17 protein-coding genes are annotated in these 18,530 nt (G+C 57.8%); 13 read left to right on the top strand and 4 right to left on the bottom strand.

Translation table 11 applies throughout. The features are described 5' to 3' along the window. Positions 1 to 169: 169 nt before the first annotated feature. From rpoE to pdxJ, 11 genes are all read left to right on the top strand, one after another. Positions 170 to 751, top strand: a complete 582-nt coding sequence (gene rpoE, locus MME58_RS20270; protein ID WP_002554912.1) for an RNA polymerase sigma factor RpoE/AlgU — start codon at positions 170 to 172, stop codon at positions 749 to 751. A gap of 33 nt (positions 752 to 784) precedes the next feature. Continuing rightward, a complete protein-coding gene (locus tag MME58_RS20265; RefSeq protein WP_054984250.1) occupies positions 785 to 1,378 on the top strand; it encodes an anti sigma-E factor RseA C-terminal domain-containing protein in 594 nt (197 codons plus the stop codon). Between the two features lie 8 nt (positions 1,379 to 1,386). After that, entirely contained in the window at positions 1,387 to 2,346 is a 960-nt protein-coding gene (locus MME58_RS20260) for a MucB/RseB C-terminal domain-containing protein (RefSeq protein ID WP_054984249.1), read from the top strand. Between the two features lie 297 nt (positions 2,347 to 2,643). Further along, positions 2,644 to 4,068, top strand: a complete 1,425-nt coding sequence (locus tag MME58_RS20255) for a DegQ family serine endoprotease (RefSeq protein ID WP_223813465.1) — start codon at positions 2,644 to 2,646, stop codon at positions 4,066 to 4,068. Positions 4,069 to 4,239: 171 nt separating this feature from the next. Beyond that, positions 4,240 to 6,036 (top strand): translation elongation factor 4, encoded by a 1,797-nt coding sequence (gene lepA, locus MME58_RS20250; protein WP_054984247.1) that lies wholly within the window; start codon positions 4,240 to 4,242, stop codon positions 6,034 to 6,036. A 9-nt stretch (positions 6,037 to 6,045) separates the two neighbouring features. Continuing rightward, positions 6,046 to 6,900, top strand: a complete 855-nt coding sequence (gene lepB, locus MME58_RS20245) for a signal peptidase I (protein ID WP_054984246.1) — start codon at positions 6,046 to 6,048, stop codon at positions 6,898 to 6,900. A gap of 116 nt (positions 6,901 to 7,016) precedes the next feature. Further along, positions 7,017 to 7,394 (top strand): DUF4845 domain-containing protein, encoded by a 378-nt coding sequence (locus tag MME58_RS20240; RefSeq protein WP_054984245.1) that lies wholly within the window; start codon positions 7,017 to 7,019, stop codon positions 7,392 to 7,394. After that, positions 7,391 to 8,080 (top strand): ribonuclease III, encoded by a 690-nt coding sequence (rnc, locus tag MME58_RS20235; protein ID WP_002554906.1) that lies wholly within the window; start codon positions 7,391 to 7,393, stop codon positions 8,078 to 8,080. The genes MME58_RS20240 and rnc overlap by 4 nt, the downstream gene beginning before the upstream one ends. After that, positions 8,073 to 8,975 carry a GTPase Era gene (gene era, locus MME58_RS20230; RefSeq protein ID WP_054984244.1) on the top strand — a complete coding sequence of 301 codons (903 nt, stop codon included), beginning with the start codon at positions 8,073 to 8,075 and terminating at the stop codon, positions 8,973 to 8,975. Before rnc ends, era begins: the two co-directional genes overlap by 8 nt. A gap of 59 nt (positions 8,976 to 9,034) precedes the next feature. Further along, positions 9,035 to 9,718 carry a DNA repair protein RecO gene (gene recO / locus MME58_RS20225; RefSeq protein ID WP_055006416.1) on the top strand — a complete coding sequence of 228 codons (684 nt, stop codon included), beginning with the start codon at positions 9,035 to 9,037 and terminating at the stop codon, positions 9,716 to 9,718. A gap of 59 nt (positions 9,719 to 9,777) precedes the next feature. Beyond that, complete coding sequence (gene pdxJ / locus MME58_RS20220; RefSeq protein ID WP_055006415.1) at positions 9,778 to 10,518, top strand: pyridoxine 5'-phosphate synthase; 741 nt, start codon at positions 9,778 to 9,780, stop codon at positions 10,516 to 10,518. A 7-nt stretch (positions 10,519 to 10,525) separates the two neighbouring features. On the opposite strand, the gene cmoB is transcribed toward pdxJ, so the two are convergent. The 4 genes from cmoB to lon all read right to left on the bottom strand — a co-directional run bounded on the left by cmoB (position 10,526) and on the right by lon (position 15,318). Next, complete coding sequence (cmoB, locus tag MME58_RS20215) at positions 10,526 to 11,485, bottom strand: tRNA 5-methoxyuridine(34)/uridine 5-oxyacetic acid(34) synthase CmoB (RefSeq protein ID WP_055006414.1); 960 nt, start codon at positions 11,483 to 11,485, stop codon at positions 10,526 to 10,528. After that, on the bottom strand, positions 11,482 to 12,225 hold the full coding sequence (cmoA, locus tag MME58_RS20210) for a carboxy-S-adenosyl-L-methionine synthase CmoA (protein ID WP_055006413.1): 744 nt from the start codon (positions 12,223 to 12,225) through the stop codon (positions 11,482 to 11,484). The genes cmoB and cmoA overlap by 4 nt, the downstream gene beginning before the upstream one ends. Before the next feature lie 91 nt (positions 12,226 to 12,316). Further along, a complete protein-coding gene (locus MME58_RS20205; protein ID WP_054984240.1) occupies positions 12,317 to 12,709 on the bottom strand; it encodes a protease inhibitor I42 family protein in 393 nt (130 codons plus the stop codon). Between the two features lie 191 nt (positions 12,710 to 12,900). Further along, positions 12,901 to 15,318 carry an endopeptidase La gene (gene lon / locus MME58_RS20200; protein WP_055006412.1) on the bottom strand — a complete coding sequence of 806 codons (2,418 nt, stop codon included), beginning with the start codon at positions 15,316 to 15,318 and terminating at the stop codon, positions 12,901 to 12,903. Between the two features lie 183 nt (positions 15,319 to 15,501). Between lon and MME58_RS20195 the strand changes: the two genes are divergently transcribed. Together MME58_RS20195 and MME58_RS20190 are read left to right on the top strand one after the other, a co-directional pair. After that, entirely contained in the window at positions 15,502 to 16,176 is a 675-nt protein-coding gene (locus MME58_RS20195; protein ID WP_054984238.1) for a hypothetical protein, read from the top strand. Beyond that, the gene (locus tag MME58_RS20190; RefSeq protein ID WP_054984237.1) at positions 16,173 to 18,527 is read left to right on the top strand and encodes a bifunctional diguanylate cyclase/phosphodiesterase; all 2,355 of its coding nucleotides are present in this window, start codon (positions 16,173 to 16,175) and stop codon (positions 18,525 to 18,527) included. The genes MME58_RS20195 and MME58_RS20190 overlap by 4 nt, the downstream gene beginning before the upstream one ends. Positions 18,528 to 18,530 lie beyond the last annotated feature (3 nt).

The following is an 18,530-nucleotide window of genomic DNA, read 5'->3' as shown; positions in this document are numbered from 1 at the left end:
ACTATTCGCGCAGCCGACCGTGTCGAGCTGCGTTTTTCGTGCAGGCTTCATGATGGCTTGCAGGAAACTTGCTTGAAGGGGGAGAACTTTTGCGAAAAGCCCGAGTCTATGTTTGCGAGCCTGAACAATGTCAGTTGCAACACTCCTTCATGCTCAACGAGGAGTGTTCATGCTAACCCAGGAAGAGGATCAGCAGCTTGTCGAGCGCGTGCAGCGTGGCGATACGCGGGCATTTGATCTGTTGGTGCTGAAGTATCAGCACAAAATTCTAGGGTTGATCGTGCGTTTCGTGCACGACACCCATGAGGCTCAGGATGTTGCACAGGAAGCCTTTATCAAGGCTTATCGTGCGCTCGGAAATTTTCGTGGTGACAGCGCTTTCTATACTTGGCTGTACCGCATCGCCATTAACACGGCGAAAAACTATTTGGTGTCGCGAGGTCGGCGACCGCCAGATAGCGATGTAAGGTCTGAAGACGCGGAGTTCTACGACGGCGATCACGGCCTCAAGGACATCGAGTCGCCGGAGCGTGCATTGTTGAGGGATGAGATCGAGGGCACTGTCCATCGGACCATCCAGCTTCTCCCGGAAGATTTACGTACGGCGCTAACTTTACGTGAATTCGATGGTCTGAGTTATGAAGACATTGCGAGCGTCATGCAGTGTCCTGTTGGTACCGTGCGCTCTCGGATCTTCCGCGCTCGGGAAGCCATCGATAAAGCCCTGCAGCCGTTGTTGCAGGAATCCTGAGACAGCGGCGATAGCCCAAGAGAGGAACCCGCCATGAGTCGTGAAGCCCTGCAGGAATCGCTGTCCGCGGTACTGGATAACGAAGCGGACGAACTGGAATTACGTCGGGTATTGAATGCCATTGACGATGCCGATACTCGTGCCACCTGGTCGCGTTACCAAGTCGCTCGTGCAGCCATGCACAAAGAGCTGCTGATCCCTCATCTGGATATTTCGGCAGCCGTGTCTGCTGCGATTGCAGACGAAGTCAGTCCGCTCAAGGCGGCGCGCGGACCTTGGCGTACGCTGGGTCGTCTGGCAGTTGCAGCGTCGGTTACTGTAGCCGTTCTGGCCGGTGTCCGCCTGTACAACCAGGACGATATTGCCGGTGCGCAACTGGCACAGCAGAGCCAACAGCCTGCCAACCTGACCGTTCCGCAAGTGAAAGGCCCGGCCGTACTGGCGGGTTACACTGAAGAAAGTGCCGAGCAGGCGCCTGGCCCAATGGCCAACGGCGTATTGCAGGGTGCTGGTCAAGGTGATCAACGTTTGCCGGGTTACCTGCGCCAGCATGCCCAGGAAGCTGCGTTGAAAGGTACTGAAAGCGCGCTGCCGTACGCTCGTGCTGCGAGTCTGGAAAACCGTTAAGGAGGATCATGCGAGCCATCCCTCTACTGCCGTTACTGCTTGGTGGATGGCTTGCCCTCCCGGTACAGGCTGATGATGCGCAAGACGCAATCAGTCGTCTTGCCAAGGCTGATCAGCAGCAGAGCTATCAAGGCACTTTTGTATACGAGCGCAACGGTAGTTTTTCTACCCATCGAATCTGGCACCGCATAGCGGAAGGCAAGGTTCAGGAGCGTTTGTTGCAGCTTGATGGCTCTGCTCAGGAAGTTCTGCGTGTTGACGGGCTGACCCAGTGCGTCAGCGGTACACTCGAAGCGGGTGTAGCCAATCCGGCTGATTCCACCTCCCGTGCATTCGATGTCAAGAAACTCTCCGCCTGGTACGACATAAAAATTGTCGGCAAGTCTCGTGTGGCTGGTCGTCAGGCAACCATTGTTGCACTGTCGCCCAAGGACCAGCATCGATATGGTCTCGAATTGCACCTGGATAATGAAACCGGTCTTGTACTCAAGTCACTCCTGCTGAGTGAGAAGGGTCAGTTGCTGGAGCGTTTCCAGTTCACTGATCTCGATACCGCTGGTAATTTGTCGGATCAGATGCTCAAGGTCAGCGCCGACTGCAAGCCTGTTTCTGCGGTCAAGGTCAGGCCCGAGTCTTCCATAGGTCCTGTGGCCTGGCACTCCGACTGGCTGCCTCCCGGTTTTGAAATAAGCAGCAGTGGTGTGCGCAAGAATGCGTCTGCTCAATCGTCTGTTACCCGCCTGATGTACGGCGACGGTCTGGCACGTTTTTCTGTGTTTATCGAGGCGGTGAAGGGTGGTCCCTCCACGGATATCCGGACTCAGTTAGGGCCTACTGTTGCAGTTTCGCGTCGTCTTGCAACGCCGCAGGGCGACATGATGGTGACCGTCGTCGGAGAAATTCCAATGGGCACTGCAGAGCGTATAGCCTTGTCGATGCGTTACGACGAATCTCCAGCCAAAAAATAAACATTTGAAGTCACGAATCCTTGGATGTAAAAATTTTCATCCTGGGTTTCAGGAGTCGCCAGGCCGCATCCAACCTGGCTTGGGCGCAGGCATTGAAATGTTTGGTGAGGTTTGCAGATTGCAAAAGCTCTGGTTTTTTTCTATAGGTCACAGCCTCGCAGCTTTGGCCTTTTGTCGTTTTCAGGGGCCATGTCGCTGATCCAGGGATGAGCATCGCTGCTCGAGGTCTTTGAGTCAGTTGCTTTGTACTGCTTAATTTTGCTCGTTACGAACGGGAGCCATATGTCGATACCACGCATGAAATCCTACTTTTCACTGATTGCTGCTGTGCTGATGCTCGGTCAGGTCGCTACGGCTCAGGCCGAGAACCTGCCGGACTTCACCGGGCTGGTCGAGCAGGCGTCACCTGCTGTGGTGAACATCAGTACGCGTCAGAAACTGCCGGACCGCGCCATTGCCAATCAGCAGATGCCTGATCTGGAAGGCTTGCCGCCGATGCTTCGCGAGTTTCTCGAGCGCAGCATGCCGCCAGGCTCGCGTCCGCCGGGAGCTGGCAAGGGAGATCGTCAGCGCGAGGCTCAGTCGCTGGGCTCGGGATTCATCATTTCCCCGGACGGTTACGTACTGACCAACAATCATGTGATTGACGGTGCTGACGAGATTCTGGTTCGCCTGTCTGATCGTAGCGAGCTGAAAGCCAAGCTGGTTGGCACCGATTCGCGTACCGACGTTGCCGTCTTGAAGATCGAGGGCAAGGACCTTCCGACAGCCAAGCTGGGCAATTCCAATACGCTCAAGGTGGGTGAGTGGGTGCTGGCCATCGGTTCGCCGTTCGGCTTCGATCATTCTGTGACCAAAGGTATCGTCAGCGCCAAGGGTCGCAGCCTGCCGAACGACACGTACGTGCCGTTCATTCAGACCGATGTGGCGATCAATCCGGGTAATTCGGGCGGTCCACTGTTCAACATGGCCGGTGAGGTTGTCGGGATCAATTCGCAGATATTTACCCGCTCCGGCGGCTTCATGGGACTTTCGTTCGCCATTCCGATCGACGTAGCGATGGACGTGGCTAACCAGCTGAAGGCCAATGGCAAAGTCAGCCGCGGTTGGTTGGGCGTTGTTATCCAGGAAGTGAACAAGGACCTCGCCGAATCGTTTGGTCTGGACAAGCCTGCCGGTGCGCTGGTTGCCCAGGTGCTTGAAGACGGCCCTGCTGCCAAGGGCGGTTTGCAGGTCGGTGATGTGATTCTGAGTGCCAACGGCCAGCCAATCATCATGTCCGCTGATCTGCCGCACCTCATAGGCAACCTCAAGGACGGCAGCAAGGCCGAGCTTGAAGTGATTCGCGACGGCAAGCGTCAGAAGCTGACAGTTACCGTAGGCGCGCTGCCTGATGAAGGTCAGGAAATGGGCGATGTTGCCGGTGCGGGCGCCGAGCGCAGCAGTAACAGGCTGGGCGTGTCGGTGATCGAGCTCACTGCAGAGCAGAAGAAATCCCTGGACCTCAAGGGTGGTGTCGCCATCAAGGAAGTCACAGGTGGTCCGGCGTCGCTGATTGGTCTGCAGCCGGGTGATGTGATCACTCACCTGAACAATCAGGCGATTACGTCCAGTAAGCAGTTTACAGAGGTAGCGAAAAGCCTGCCCAAGGATCGTTCTGTCTCGATGCGCGTCCTGCGTCAAGGCCGTGCGACCTTCATCACCTTCAAACTGTCCGAGTAACAGGTCCGTCTGATCGAAAAGGGTGGCTGCGGTCACCCTTTTTTGTGCCTGTTTGTTTACCGTGCGCCGAACCGGGTGCCTGTAAGCGTGACGCCTCTTGCTTAGTTCAGGTACAATTCCCGGCTATTTTTCGGCGGGCAATCTGCCTGCAACCTTTTTGAGTGTTGATCCGTGAGTGATTTGAGTCATATCCGCAATTTCTCCATCATCGCCCACATTGACCATGGCAAGTCGACGCTGGCCGACCGCTTCATTCAAATGTGCGGCGGCCTGTCCGAGCGCGAAATGGAAGCGCAGGTGCTCGACTCCATGGATCTTGAGCGCGAGCGCGGGATCACCATCAAGGCCCACAGCGTTACCCTGTATTACAAGGCCAAAGACGGTATCACCTACCAGCTGAACTTCATCGACACCCCCGGGCACGTCGATTTCACCTATGAGGTCAGCCGATCCCTGGCCGCGTGCGAAGGCGCATTGCTGGTGGTCGATGCGGGGCAGGGCGTCGAGGCACAGTCGGTCGCCAATTGCTACACCGCCATCGAGCAGGGCCTTGAGGTCATGCCGGTACTGAACAAGATGGACCTGCCGCAGGCCGATCCGGACCGCGTCAAGGAAGAGATCGAGAAGATCATTGGCATCGACGCCACCGATGCCGTGGCGTGCAGTGCCAAGAGCGGCATGGGCGTGGACGAGGTGCTCGAGCGTCTGGTCGCAACCATCCCGGCACCGACCGGCAACATCGAAGATCCGCTGCAAGCGTTGATCATCGACTCCTGGTTCGACAACTATCTGGGTGTCGTGTCCCTGGTGCGTGTGCGCCACGGACGAGTCAAGAAAGGCGACAAGATTCTCGTCAAGTCCACCGGCAAGCTGCACCTGGTCGACAGCGTAGGTGTATTCAATCCCAAGCACACTGCAACCGTTGATCTGAAAGCCGGCGAAGTGGGCTTCATCATCGCCGGTATCAAGGATATCCACGGTGCGCCGGTCGGTGACACCCTGACTCTGAGCTCCACACCTGATGTAGACGTGCTGCCCGGTTTCAAGCGGATTCAGCCGCAGGTCTATGCCGGCTTGTTCCCGGTCAGTTCGGACGATTTCGAAGACTTCCGTGAAGCGCTGCAAAAGCTGACGCTGAACGACTCTTCACTGCAGTACCTGCCGGAAAGCTCCGATGCACTGGGCTTTGGCTTTCGCTGTGGCTTCCTTGGCATGCTCCACATGGAGATCATCCAGGAACGTCTGGAGCGCGAATACAATCTCGACCTGATCACCACCGCACCCACCGTAATCTTCGAGCTGTTGCTCAAGAGCGGCGAAACGATCTATGTCGATAACCCATCCAAGCTACCTGACCTGTCGGCTATTGAGGACATGCGCGAGCCTATCGTTCGCGCAAATATTCTTGTGCCGCAGGAGCACCTGGGTAACGTCATTACGTTGTGCATCGAAAAACGCGGTGTGCAGCACGACATGCTGTTCCTCGGCACCCAGGTTCAGGTCAGCTACGATTTGCCGATGAACGAAGTGGTTCTGGACTTCTTTGATCGTCTCAAGTCTGTCAGCCGCGGTTATGCTTCACTGGATTATCATTTTGATCGTTACCAGTCGGCCAACCTGGTCAAGCTCGACGTTCTGATCAACGCCGAGAAGGTCGATGCCCTGGCGTTGATCGTTCATCGCGACAACGCGCACTACAAAGGGCGTGCGTTGACCGAGAAGATGAAAGAGCTGATCCCGCGACAAATGTTCGACGTGGCAATTCAGGCCGCCATTGGCGGTCAGATCGTGGCACGGACAACCGTCAAGGCACTAAGAAAGAACGTACTGGCCAAATGCTACGGCGGCGACGTCAGCCGCAAGCGTAAATTGCTGGAGAAGCAAAAGGCCGGTAAGAAACGCATGAAGCAGGTCGGCAACGTGGAAATTCCACAGGAAGCCTTCCTTGCAGTGCTCAGGTTGGAATAGTCAGGTCCTATGTCACTAAATTTCCCGCTGTTGTTGGTCATCGCTGTTTTCGTCTGTGGCGTGCTTGCACTGATTGATCTGGTCATCCTGGCGCCCCGTCGCCGGGCCGCCATTTCGAATTATCAGGGAAGCGTCGGCGAACCTGACATTGCTGTCGTGGAGCGCTTGAACAAGGAGCCTTTGCTGGTTGAGTACGGCAAGTCGTTCTTCCCGGTGCTGTTTATCGTGCTGGTGCTCCGTTCGTTTCTGGTAGAGCCTTTCCAGATTCCTTCGGGCTCCATGAAGCCGACACTGGATGTGGGTGATTTCATCCTGGTCAACAAGTTCGCGTACGGCATTCGCCTGCCGGTACTGGACCAGAAGGTCATCCAGCTCGGTGATCCGCAACGTGGCGATGTGATGGTGTTCCGCTACCCGAGCGACCCGAGCGTCAATTACATCAAGCGTGTTATCGGTCTGCCGGGCGATCGCATCCGCTACACCAGCGACAAGCGGTTGTTCATCAACGGTGAGCTGGTGGCCAAAAAGCTGATCGGCACCGAGCCCGGCACACTGGGTAGCGCGGAACTGTACGAAGAGCAACTGGGCGCAGTCGAACACCAGATCCGTCAGGAAATGAGCCGCTACCGCGCGCCGCCTGACAGTGAGTGGGCAGTGCCTGCTGCGCACTACTTCATGATGGGCGACAACCGCGACAACTCGAATGACAGCCGTTACTGGGATGATCCCAATATTCCCAAGGAGGAACTGGGCATGGTTCCGGACAAGAACATCGTAGGCAAGGCGTTCGCGGTCTGGATGAGCTGGCCGGAGCCGAAGTTGAGCCACTTCCCTAATTTTGCACGCGTAGGGTTGATCAAGTAATCGATACGGCGCTGCCTGGAGCAGCGCCGTATGTCATTTGGGCTGACTGGAAACGCCTCTGAAACCTGAGTCGACCCGGTCGGGCAGGCGGTTCACTCTTGAGGTCGAAGTCGAACATGACGTTCTCTACTTCTCAAAAAGGTTTTTCGTTCGTGGGATGGCTGTTGGTACTGGCGCTGGTCGCGTTCGCGACCAGCACGGCCTTCAAGCTGATTCCACACTACCTCGACTACATGACGATGAAGAAAATCATCGAAGCGGTCGACAACAATCAGGCCATGGACATTACCACGGTCGACGATTTCTACGGTTATGTCGGTAAGAACATGCAGGTCAACAGTATTCGGGATATAGATTTGAACAAGGCGTTGAAAGTGACGGTGGAGAACAATGCGTTCAAGGCTCATTTGAATTATGAGCAGCGTGAACCGTGGTTCCAGAACATCGATCTGGTGATGAAGTTCGACAAGCAATTCAGTGTGGGTAAACCGTGAGCGTATCCTTGAGCCGCCTTGAGCGTCAGCTCGGCTATACCTTCAAGGATCAGGAACTGATGGTCCTGGCCCTGACCCACCGCAGTTTTGCCGGTCGCAACAATGAGCGTCTGGAATTTCTCGGCGATGCCATTCTCAACTTCGTGGCGGGCGAGGCGTTGTTCGAACGTTTTCCCCAGGCTCGTGAAGGCCAGCTGTCGCGCTTGCGTGCGCGATTGGTGAAAGGCGAAACATTGGCGCTGCTGGCTCGTGGTTTCGACCTGGGCGAGTACCTTCGCCTGGGTTCCGGCGAACTGAAAAGCGGCGGCTTCCGTCGCGAGTCGATTCTTGCCGATGCCCTTGAGGCGTTGATCGGTGCGATCTACCTGGATGCAGGCATGGAGGCGGCGCGCGAGCGCGTTCTGGCCTGGCTGACGACCGAGTTCGACAGCCTGACGCTGGTGGACACCAACAAGGACCCCAAGACCCGACTGCAGGAGTTTCTCCAGTCGCGGGCCTGCGAACTGCCGCGTTACGAGGTGGTGGATATCCAGGGCGAACCGCATTGCCGGACGTTTTTCGTCGAATGCGAGATCAACCTATTGAATGAAAAAAGCCGAGGACAGGGTGTCAGCCGCCGGATCGCCGAACAGGTCGCCGCCGCAGCAGCACTCATTGCCCTGGGCGTGGAGAACGGTCATGAATGATACAACCGCAACACGCTGTGGCTATGTTGCCATTGTCGGCCGTCCCAACGTAGGCAAGTCCACGCTGCTCAACCATATTCTGGGTCAGAAGCTCGCGATTACTTCGCGCAAGCCGCAGACCACGCGCCACAACATGCTGGGCATCAAGACCGAGGGCACCGTGCAGGCGATCTATGTCGATACTCCCGGCATGCACAAGAATGGCGAGAAAGCGCTCAACCGTTACATGAACAAGACCGCTTCGGCAGCCTTGAAAGACGTCGACGTAGTGATCTTCGTTGTGGATCGCACCCGCTGGACAGACGAAGACCAGATGGTTCTGGAGCGCGTTCAGTACGTGCAGGGGCCGGTCATTCTGGCGATCAACAAGACTGACCGCATCGAAGACAAGAGCGAACTGATGCCGCATCTGGAGTGGCTGCAAGGTCAACTGCCGAATGCGTCCATCGTGCCCATTTCCGCACAGCACGGCCATAACCTGGAAGCGCTTGAAAGCCTGATTGCCTCGCACCTCCCCGAAAATGATCATTTCTTCCCTGAAGACCAGATCACCGACCGCAGCAGCCGCTTTCTGGCCGCAGAACTGGTTCGCGAGAAGATCATGCGCCAGTTGGGTGCCGAACTTCCGTACCAGATCACCGTCGAGATCGAAGAGTTCAAGCAGCAGGGGCGCACGCTGCATATCCATGCGCTGATTCTCGTCGAGCGCGACGGGCAGAAGAAGATCATCATTGGTGACAAGGGCGACCGTATCAAGCGTATCGGCAGTGATGCGCGTCGCGACATGGAACTGTTGTTCGACTCCAAGGTGATGCTCAATCTGTGGGTCAAGGTCAAAGGTGGCTGGTCGGACGACGAGCGTGCACTTCGCTCCCTCGGCTACGGCGACCTGTAAGCCCTCTTTTCGCCTGACCCACTGCGGTCGGGCGAACACTTCTCTTTCGAGCCAGCCTGATGAGCACGCCCACCGGCCAACCTGCTTATGTGCTCCATAGCCGTGCATACCGCGAAAACAGCGCGCTGGTCGATTTTCTCACGCCCCAGGGGCGGCTGCGTGCCGTGCTGCGCAGTGCCAAAGGCAAGGCGGGCTCACTGGCGCGTCCTTTCGTGCCGCTTGAAGTCGAGTTTCGAGGGCGCGGCGAGCTCAAGAATGTCGGTCGCATGGACAGCGCAGGTATTGCCACCTGGATGACTGGCGAGGCGCTGTTCAGCGGCATGTACCTCAATGAGCTGCTGATTCGCCTGTTGCCCGCTGAAGATCCGCATCCAGCGGTATTCGAACATTATGCCGCGACCTTGCTGGCCCTCGGGCTGGGCCGTCCGCTGGAACCGTTGCTGCGTTCCTTTGAATGGCGGTTGCTGGACGATCTGGGCTACGGCTTCGCAATGGACGCCGACATCAACGGTGAACCGCTGGCAGTCGAGGGCATGTACCGTCTGCAGGTGGATGCCGGGCTTGAGCGTGTATATCTGCTTCAACCAGGCCTGTTTCAAGGCGCAGAATTGCTGGCCATGTCAGAGGCGGACTGGAGCGTTCCCGGTGCGTTGTCTGCTGCCAAGCGTCTGATGCGTCAGGCGCTGGCGGTGCATCTGGGTGGTCGTCCACTTGTCAGTCGTGAACTGTTTCGCAAGCCTTGATCAAGCTTTATTCTCTACAACCTGCTTCGATCAGCTCGCCCATTTTTCTGGAGACAACCGTGACCCAAAGCACTCGCATCCTTCTCGGCGTGAATATTGACCATGTTGCCACTTTGCGTCAGGCCCGCGGCACACGTTACCCGGACCCGGTCAAGGCGGCACTGGATGCCGAAGAAGCCGGTGCCGACGGTATCACCGTTCACCTGCGTGAAGACCGTCGACATATTCAGGAACGCGACGTGCTGCTGCTCAAGGATGTGCTGCAGACCCGAATGAATTTCGAGATGGGCGTGACCGAAGAAATGCTCGCGTTTGCCGAGCGTATTCGTCCTGCGCATATCTGCCTGGTCCCGGAGACACGACAGGAGCTGACCACAGAAGGCGGGCTGGATGTCGCAGGGCAGGAAGCACGGATCAAGGCAGCGGTCGAGCGGCTGGCGAAAATCGGCTGCGAGGTTTCGCTGTTCATCGACGCCGATGAGCGCCAGATTGCCGCTTCAAAGCGTGTCGGGGCGCCAGCCATTGAGTTGCACACAGGGCGTTATGCCGATGCTCAGACCCCGACTGAAGTCGCCGAAGAACTGCAGCGGGTCGCCGACGGCGTGGCGTTTGGTCTTGCACAAGGCCTGATCGTCAATGCCGGACATGGCCTGCATTATCACAACGTCGAAGCGGTCGCGTCGATCAAAGGTATCAACGAACTGAACATCGGCCACGCGCTGGTGGCTCACGCTCTGTTCGTGGGCTTCAAGGCGGCGGTGGCAGAGATGAAGGCGTTGATCGTGGCGGCCGCCCGCTAAGCACCGTTCAAGGCTTGCGCCCCACAATCACAGCGCGCATCGGCGCGGGCAAGCCTTCGACGGTCTTGCTGTGATCGGCAGGGTCCAGATAGTCGCTCAGCGACTGGAAGCGCATCCACTCGGTGCTGCGCTGTTCTTCGACCGTCGTATGGCTGACGTCGACGCAGCGCACATCGGTGAATCCTGCGCGGCGCATCCACAGCTCCAGCGCAGGCACCGACGGCAGGAACCAGACGTTGCGCATCTGTGCGTAACGGTCTTCGGGCACCAGTACCTGGTGAACATCGCCCGGCACTACCAGCGTTTCCATCACCAGCTCGCCACCTTTTACCAGGCAGTCTTTCAATGCCAGCAAATGGTCGATGGGTGACTTGCGGTGATACAGCACACCCATAGAGAACACGGTGTCGAAGCCTTCCAGGTTGGCGGGCAGGTCTTCCAGCGCAAACGGCAGGTGCCAGGCGGGGAGGTCAGGCAGGTAGCGTTGCATCGCCTGAAACTGACAGAAGAACAGCCAGTTGGGGTCCACGCCGATCACGCTGTCAGCCCCGGCGCCCAGCATGCGCCACTGGTAATAACCGTTACCGCAACCAACGTCCAGAACACGTTTGCCTTTGAGATCAAGATGCGGCGATACCCGGGACCACTTCCAGTCCGAGCGCCATTCGGTGTCGATGTGCACGCCAAACACATTGAATGGCCCTTTGCGCCATGGCGAAAGGCCCAGCAATGCGTTGCGCAGTACGGTGCGGGTTTCACCGTTGCAGCTGCCTTCAAGGGTAAAACTGTCGGTCAGGTCGACTCGCTCGGGCTGCAGATCCGGAAGGGCATCCAGTGCACTTTGCCAGCGTTGCAGATCGCCATGACCCTTGGCCATCTTGGTATCCAGTTGTGCTTGCAGGCCATTGGCCCAGTCAGCCAGAGGGGTTCCCGCCAGACGGCGGACAAGAGGAGCGAGATCAATCATGGCAGGGCAATCAACGAGGTAAAGTTAAGGCATTGGAACCAGGGCACCACCTTGGAAAAACCTGCGGCAAGCAGACGTTGGCGGTGTTCATCAAGGCTGTCGGGCTTCATGACGTTTTCAATGGCACTGCGCTTCTGGGCAATTTCCAGGTCGCTGTAGCCGTTCGCGCGTTTGAAAGCGATATGCAGGTCCGTCAGCAGCGCATGTTCCTGCTCGTCATCGAACCGCAGTTTTTCCGAGAGAATCAATGCGCCGCCTGGCACCAGCGCATCACGAATGCGCCCGAGCAGTGCCAGGCGCTGATCAGGGGCGATGAACTGCAGAGTGAAGTTCAGCGCCACCACGGAGGCAGGCTTGAACTCCAGTGCCAGAATATCGCCTTCGACGACCTGCACCGGCAACAGCTCCTGGAACATCGAATCCTGTGCGTTCAGGTATTCGCGACAGCGCTCGACCATCGCGCTGGAATTATCTATCGCCATGACTTCACAACCTTCGCTGCGCACATGGCGGCGCAAGGCTTGAGTCACAGCACCCAGCGAACTGCCGAGGTCGTAGAGGACTGTTTCCGGTTGGGCAAACTGCGCCGCGAGCACGCCGAGGTTTTCGACAATCGTCGGATAGCCGGGTACCGAACGTTTAATCATGTCCGGGAAAACCCGCACCACGTCTTCGTTGAAGGCGAAGTCAGGCACCTGGGCCAGTGGCTGGGCGAAAATGCGGTCGGTTTCTTTGCTCACGGCGGTTCCGGTGACGGCTTTGAAAAGCGGGCATTCTAGCCAACTTGTCGCCGGGATGCATGGTGCTGCCAGCCAGGCCGAGCCGAAAGCGTCAGTTCACGGTAATCGCGCACTCGAAGGTCTGTTCCGGTGGGACCTCCGGAGCCCATGGCTGCTGATAGGTCATCATCAACCTTCCTGTGCCGGCGTCAGTTGCCTTATAGCGCCATACCGACTGGCCGGCGCTACCGACCATCTCCTTGCTCTCGGCGTTGGCATACACCTCCGGGCCAAGGCTGCGCAGGATATTCTGCGCCGGGTTCTGGGTCAGCCAGCGAAAGCCGGTTGTCGGGTTGCTGGGCAGGGTGAGGATCAGCGTCTGTCCGCTCTGGAGCGTCAGTGGGCAATCGTTTTCAGCCTCGATGGACACGATGTTTTTCGGGGTGTGCGCGCACGCGGTCAGTAGCACAAGGCTCAACGGTGCAATGAAACGGGCAGGGGTCATGGCAAGATCCGGTTTTGCGAGACGAGGCGCAAGGATAACTGATCGGAGTTTTGTGGGGGAGTACGACAGGTGTGGCGCTCTGCGTCACACATCCAGCCGCGCCGCACATTCAAGGTTGGACTGAGATCATACCGAAATGCGCTCCCACGCCGGAACCGATAGCCAGCGTGGGACCTGCGCTGCATCAACCCTTAAAACAACACCTTCGCCACATCTGCAAAGCGTTTGGCAAAGTGAACGGTGATGCCTTCCTTGAGATAGTCCGGCAGTTCTTCGAAGTTGCCACGGTTAGGTTCCGGAAGGATCAGTTCGTGAATCTTCTGACGTCGCGCGGCAATGACTTTCTCGCGCACTCCACCGATGGGCAATACATGCCCTGTCAGGGTCAGCTCGCCGGTCATGGCCACGCCTTTTTTCGGCGGCTGGTTGCGAGCCAGGGACAGCAAGGCGCTGGCCATCGTCACGCCCGCGCTCGGCCCGTCTTTGGGCGTGGCACCTTCGGGAACGTGGACGTGCACAAACGCCTCATCGAAGAACTTCGCGTCGCCGCCAAACTTCGACAAATTGGCACTGACGTAGCTGTAGGCAATTTCAGCCGACTCTTTCATTACGTCGCCCAGTTGCCCGGTCAGTTTGAAGCCGCGATTCAGGGTATGAATGCGCGTTGCTTCGATCGGCAGGGTGGCACCGCCCATGCTGGTCCAGGCCAGACCTGTGATCACACCGGTGCCCGAAAGCACCTGTTCGCTGCGAAACACCGGCATGCCCAGCGACGCTTCAAGGTCTTTCGGACCGATCTTGATCACTGAGTCGGGCGTGTCCAGCAGCTTGACAACGGCTTTGCGCACCAGCTTGCCCAGTTGTTTTTCCAGATGCCGCACACCCGCTTCGCGAGCATAGCCTTCGATGACGGCGCGCAGGGCGCTGTCGCTGATGCTCAGCTTGCTTTTGGCAACGCCTGCTTTCTCCAGTTGCTTGGGCCACAGGTGGCGCTTGGCAATTGCAAGCTTCTCTTCGGTGATATAGCCGGACAGGCGAATCACTTCCATCCGGTCCAGTAACGGGCCGGGGATCGAATCCAGCGTGTTGGCAGTGCACACGAACAGGACTTTGGAGAGATCCAGACGCAGGTCCAGATAGTGATCGAGAAATTCGACGTTCTGCTCAGGGTCCAGGGTTTCCAGCAGGGCAGACGCCGGATCGCCTTGATAGCTTTGGCCCATCTTGTCGATTTCATCGAGCATGATGACCGGGTTCATGACTTCAACGTCTTTAAGCGCCTGCACCAGCTTGCCCGGCTGTGCACCGATGTAAGTACGACGGTGGCCTTTGATTTCGGCCTCATCGTGCATGCCGCCTACGCTCAGACGGTAGAACGGTCGCCCCAGTGACTCGGCAATCGAGCGCCCGACACTGGTCTTGCCGACACCCGGCGGCCCGACCAGCAGCACGATCGAGCCGCTGATCTCACCCTTGTAGGCACCTACCGCAAGGAATTCAAGAATACGTGCCTTGATATCATCAAGGCCGGCATGATGTTGATCGAGCACTTTACGCGCATGTTTGAGGTCCAGCTTGTCCGCGCCGTAGACGCCCCACGGCAACGAGCTGGTCCAGTCCAGGTAATTACGCGTCACGGCGTATTCCGGTGAGCCGGTTTCCAGAACCTTGAGCTTGCCTATCTCCTCGTCGAACTTCTTGCGGGCCTGCGGCGGCAGGGTCTTGCCTTCGAGACGCTGCTCGAACTGCTCGATATCGGCGCTGCGGTCGTCCTTGCTCAGCCCCAGCTCCTGCTGAATGACCTTAAGCTGTTCCTTGAGGAAGAACTGACGCTGATGCTCGCCGATCTTGCGGTTTACCTCGGCAGAGATTTCCTTCTGCAGGCGGGCGACCTCGACTTCCTTGCGCAGCATCGGCAGAACTTTCTCCATACGCCTGAGCATCGGCACGCAGTCGAGTACTTCTTGCAGCTCTACGCCGGTGGCCGAGGTCAAGGCCGCAGCGAAATCGGTAAGCGGCGACGGATCGTTGGGGCTGAAGCGGTTGAGGTAGTTTTTCAGTTCTTCGCTGTACAGCGGGTTGAGCGGCAGCAGTTCCTTGATCGCGTTGATCAGGGCCATACCATAGGCCTTCACTTCATCGGTCGGCTCATTGGGTTGCTGCGGGTACTCGACCTCTACCAGATACGGCGGGCGGTGATGCTTGAGCCAGGTGCGGATGCGCACCCGGCTCAGGCCCTGTGCGACGAACTGTAACCGGCCATTTTCGCGACTGGCATGGTGAACCTTGACCAGAGTGCCATACTCGGGGAGCGCATCTGTCTTGAAATGACGTGGATCTTCCTGCGGCGTGTCCATGAAAAACAACGCCAGCGAGTGATGCTCTGACTTGCTGACCAACTCAAGCGTTTCGGCCCACGGCTCTTCATTGACGATGACCGGCAATACCTGTGCCGGGAAGAACGGGCGGTTGTGGATCGGAATGATGTAGACCTTGTCGGGCAGGTTCTGGCCGGGCAAGGCAAGCGAGGTGCTGTTGGAACTCAGAGACACGTTGTGCTCGTCTGCGTCATTGGGCAAATCTGGCGAGTCTGTCTGCTGGTCGCTCATGGGGCACCTGAGAAGTTGAACATGGTTCTTAGATGGGGCGGCGGCCCTCAGGTTTCAATAGTCTTGGTCGATAGTCTGTAAAGCGGTTGTAAAACCGTCATTTATCACCAGTTGGTCCAGCCGGTGTGGGCCAAAGAGAGCTTATTTTTACTTACGGCGCTGCCGTTACGGGTTGAATCAGGTATGACCAACGTATTTATATCGGCAGTGCTGGCTGGACTATGGATGGCATCGGCTGCGAATGCATCGGCGTCTACTTTTACCGCGCAGGTAATGGACAAGGAGGGTCAGCCCCTTGCCGATGCGGTCGTAACGCTCAAAGGGCCGCCCGCCCCGTCGCCCTCGGTTCTGAAAGCGTCAATGGACCAGCGCGATCAGGAGTTTGCGCCGCATGTGCTGGCCGTCCACACGGGTACTCAGGTCAAGTTTCCCAACAGCGACAACATTCGCCATCAGGTGTACTCGTTCTCGCCGGCCAAACGCTTCGAGTTGCGACTTTACGAGGGCACGCCCTCGGACCCGCTCCTGTTCGACAAACCCGGTGTGGTGGTGCTCGGCTGCAATATCCATGACTGGATGGTCGGCTACATCTATGTCACCGACGAGCCATGGTTCGGTGTGACGGACAGCAACGGCCTGCTCAAACTGGATCAGGTACCCATCGGACATTACGCGGCCACGCTATGGCATCCACAGATCGAAGACATGCAGCCCGTGTCGGGCGGCGAGTTCAATGTGCCCGCCGCGGGCCTCACTCAGCGTTTCAACCTTACGGTCGAAATTAAAGCCGAGGATAAACCCGGCAAGCCCGCACCCGGTGGTTTCGGCGACGCGTTTCACAAGGCCGCGCATGAATGAAATTTAAAGCCAGCTTTCAGGCGCGCATCGCCGGGGTTCTCATTGCCCTGCTGCTGATTGTCGTGGGCGCGGTGTTTCTTGCGGTCAAGGTGGCCACCGGCGATGCGGTACGCACCCAGGCTCAGGCGCAACTGGAAGTGGGTAGCCGAGTGTTCGAGCGGCTGATTGATCTGCGCGGCAAACGGCTGCGCGACACAGTGCAACTGGTGGCGGCCGATTTCGGGTTTCGCGATGCTGTGGCCAGTGCCGATTCATCGACCATCCGGTCGGTGTTGCTGAATCATGGCAAACGCATCAATGCCAGTGACATGTTTCTGCTGGGCATGGATGGCGTAGTGATTGCCAGCACTGTGCCCGAAGTGCCCGAAGGTTCCAGATTCGTTTACGATCAGGCGTTGCGCAACGCCAAACGTGCCGGTCAGTCAGTGCTCATTGTGCCGGGCGGCGGAGCTCCACATTTGCTGGTGGAGAGCACTGTTCTCGCACCGTTGCCGATCGGCCGTGTCGTCATGGGCTTTACCATCGACAGCGATCTCGCCGAAGAACTGCGTTCGCTCAGCGGGCTGGAAGTATCTTTTCTCACGGTAGAAGACGGTAAGACCGGCGATTTGATCAGCACCCAGCCAGAAGCCTTGCACGCAGGGCTGATCGAGTTGATGCGCAGCTCCTCTGAAGGCCAGATGCTGCTGACCGAGCAATCGAACCTTAACTTTCTCAGCCAGACCCTGATGCTCGCCAAAAACAGCAATGGCGGCGACGGGCAAGTGATCGCACTGTTACAGAGCCCGCTGGACAAGGCCTATCAGGCATTCGCGCCGCTGAATGAAAAGATCTTCTGGATATCCATGGCCGCGTTACTGGCGTCGCTGGTCGGTACGCTGGCGCTTGCCCGAAGCGTCTCGCTGCCGGTGCAGGCACTGGCCATCGCGGCCAAACGCATTGGAGATGGAGACTACAAAACACCGGTAACCCTGGTTCGCAGCGACGAGTTGGGGATGCTTGCCGACGCGATCAACACCATGCAGCAGGGCATTGCCGTGCGTGAAGGGCAGTTGGCGCACAACGCTTTGCACGACAACCTGACCGGGCTGCCCAATCGGGCGCTGGTAATGGAGCGCCTAGGCAGCTCGATTGCAGCAGATCGTGCGGTTGCCCTGTTGTATCTGGGCATCGAGAACCTGGCCACGATCAGCGAAAGTGCAAGTGCCGAAGGTGTAGAGCAACTGTTGCGCCAGTTAGGTCAGCGTCTGCAGAGCAATTTGCGGGCTGGCGACACCGTGGCGCGGCTGGGGGCCAACGAATTTCTTTTGTTGCTGGACAATACTGCCAGTGACGGTGCGGTGGGCATGGCCGACGCCGTGCAGCGGCTGCTCAGTGAGCCGCAGCGCATCGACAGCCATGATCTAGTGCTGGAGTGTTGCATTGGCATCACGGTGTATCCGGAACATGGTGACTCTGCTCACGAACTGGTCAACCGCGCAGCGATTGCCCGCAAGGACGCCACGTTCCTCCCCGGTCGTCTGCAGATCTATCAGGATGGGCGCGACCTCGCCCATCAACGTCAGATCAGTCTGATTCGCGACCTGCGCAAGGCACCGCAAAGTGGTGAACTGATGCTGCATTACCAGCCCAAGCTGGATATCCGTCAGGGTTATGTACGCCAGGCCGAAGCTCTTCTGCGCTGGACTCATCCGCAGTTTGGCAACGTATCGCCGGCTGAATTCATCGTCCTGGCCGAGCGCACTGGCAGCATTCATCTGCTGACCAACTGGGTTATCGAGGAGGCGATGCGCCAGTTGGCCGACTGGCGCCAGCGTGGTCTGGTGCTGCAGGTATCGGTGAATATTTCCGCTGACGATCTGCTGGGCGACGACCTGGCAGGCTACGTCATGAAATTGCTCAAGCAATACGCAGTACCTGCCGAACAACTGGTATTCGAGATCACCGAGAGCGCGGTGATGAGCGAGCCGGAAAAAGCGCTGATTGTCCTCCATCGTCTGCGCGACTGCGGCATCAGCCTGTCGGTCGATGACTTCGGAACCGGTTACTCGTCACTGGCTCACTTGAAGCGTCTGCCGGTGCAGGAGCTGAAAATCGATCAGTCTTTCGTGCGCAACCTGGATGAAACCAGCGAAGACGCGGTAATCGTGCGGTCGACCATCGAAATGAGCCACAACCTTGGACTCAAGGTGGTGGCAGAGGGTGTCGAGTACCAACACAGTCTGGACCTGCTCCGGCGTTGGCACTGCGATACGGCCCAGGGTTACCTGATCAGTCGACCGCTGACGGCGGCAGCATTCGAGGCATGGATTGCTACGTTCCAGGCATCACCCAGCCTTATGGTGAATTAATCC

It is taken from the genome of Pseudomonas syringae pv. tagetis (assembly GCF_022557255.1).
In the GTDB taxonomy this organism is placed as follows: Bacteria; Pseudomonadota; Gammaproteobacteria; order Pseudomonadales; family Pseudomonadaceae; genus Aquipseudomonas; species Aquipseudomonas caricapapayae.
The sequence above is the reverse complement of the archived record's forward strand: the minus strand, read 5'-3'. Positions and strand labels throughout refer to the sequence as shown.